Here is a 1,474-nt window from a genome sequence, read left to right on the forward strand (position 1 = left end):
TGCCGGCGCGGCCGCCCTGCCCGTTCATCGCGCAAGCGGCAGCGTTGGGACTGATGCAGCCCAGGCTGGATACACAGATGAACAATGGAATCAGCAATGGCCACAAGGCCGCGGTATGCAAGGTGCTGACGGCCAGCAGCGTCAGCCCGGCCGCCAGATAAACCCAGACCGCGCGCGCCAGCAGGAACGCCGGGCCACGCTTGGCCAATAATCGCGCATTGACCTGTGCGACGAGAATGAAGCCCGCCGCGTTGGTACCGAACAGCCAGCCGAAATGCTCGGCCGGCACGCCATACAGCTTGATGAAGATGAACGGTGAACCGGCGATATAGGCAAACATCCCGGCAATGGCGATGCCGCCGGTCAGCGCATGGCCGAGGTAAACCGGATCCTTCAGCAGGCGCCCGTATTGGCGCAGGGCACCGGACAACGGTTGGCGCGGCATGTGCGCCGGCATACTTTCCGGCAGGCCAAGAGCGACCGCCAGTCCAGCCAGCGCACTGAACACGGTCAGTGCCAGGAAGATCGACTGCCAGCCCGTGGTGTTGACCAGCAGACCGCCAAGCATCGGCGCCAGAATCGGCGCCAGGCCCATCACCAGCATCAACTGCGAGAAGACTTTTGCCGAACCGACCGCGTCGCATTTGTCGCTGACCACCGCCCGGGCAATCACCATGCCTGCGCAACCGCCCAACGCCTGCACGAAACGCGCACCGATCAGCCAATCCAGATTCGGCGCATAAGCGCAGGCCAGCGAGGCGAGGGTGAACAGCGTCAGGCCCACGAGCAACGGAATCCGTCGGCCGAAGCGATCCGCCACCGGACCGTACGCCAGTTGACCGATCGACAACCCGGCGAAATACGCCGCCAGCGTCATCTGCACGTGTTTCTCGTCGGTGCCGAAGGCCAGCGCCATCGCGGGAAAGGCGGGCAAATAGAAGTCGATGGCCAAAGGACCGAAAGCGGTCAAGGCTCCGAGAATCAGAATGGTACGGAAGTTCATCAGGCACCCAGGTTGGCAAGTCGGCAGCCCGACAGTCTAGCCGCGCGTGGACGCCTTGAACATTCCGATAGCTCGCTAACAATTAAATAACCTGGAAGCCGGGCGCAAATCGGTGGCGAGGGAGCAAGCTCCCTCGCCACTGGGGTCAATCAGGCCAGTTTCACGGCGTAGCCTTCCTCGCTGATGACCTCGATCACCTGTTCGGCACTCAGCGAACTTTCCACGCCGACCTCTTTCGCCGCCAGATCGACCCGCACGCTGGCCGCCGGATCCTTGGCCTGCACCGCCCGGGTGATGGCGTTGACACAGTGACCGCAGGACATGCCTTGAACGTTGAACACTTGCATGCGATGACTCCTTTGAGTGAGGTTGCCGGCAGTCTCGAGCTTGCCACGATGGCAAGGTCAAGTTCTGAAAGAAACTGCCGGGCTGGCAATCGGCGCCGCGCTCGGCCAAGCTGCGTACATCAAT

2 protein-coding genes are annotated in these 1,474 nt (G+C 62.5%); both read right to left on the bottom strand.

Features of this window, described 5'->3' with window-relative positions; genetic code table 11:
- The coding region (locus tag DBR24_RS18850) for a multidrug effflux MFS transporter (RefSeq protein WP_371921327.1) at nucleotides 1–1,003 on the bottom strand (1,003 nt) is incomplete at its 3' end.
- Between the two features lie 149 nt (nucleotides 1,004–1,152).
- Nucleotides 1,153–1,350: a heavy-metal-associated domain-containing protein gene (locus DBR24_RS18855; protein WP_123471110.1), complete on the bottom strand. Its 198-nt coding sequence runs from the start codon at nucleotides 1,348–1,350 to the stop codon at nucleotides 1,153–1,155.
- Between the last annotated feature and the right edge of the window lie 124 nt (nucleotides 1,351–1,474).

This window comes from Pseudomonas sp. HMWF006 (genome assembly GCF_003061205.1).
GTDB classification, from domain to species: Bacteria; Pseudomonadota; Gammaproteobacteria; order Pseudomonadales; family Pseudomonadaceae; genus Aquipseudomonas; species Aquipseudomonas monsensis.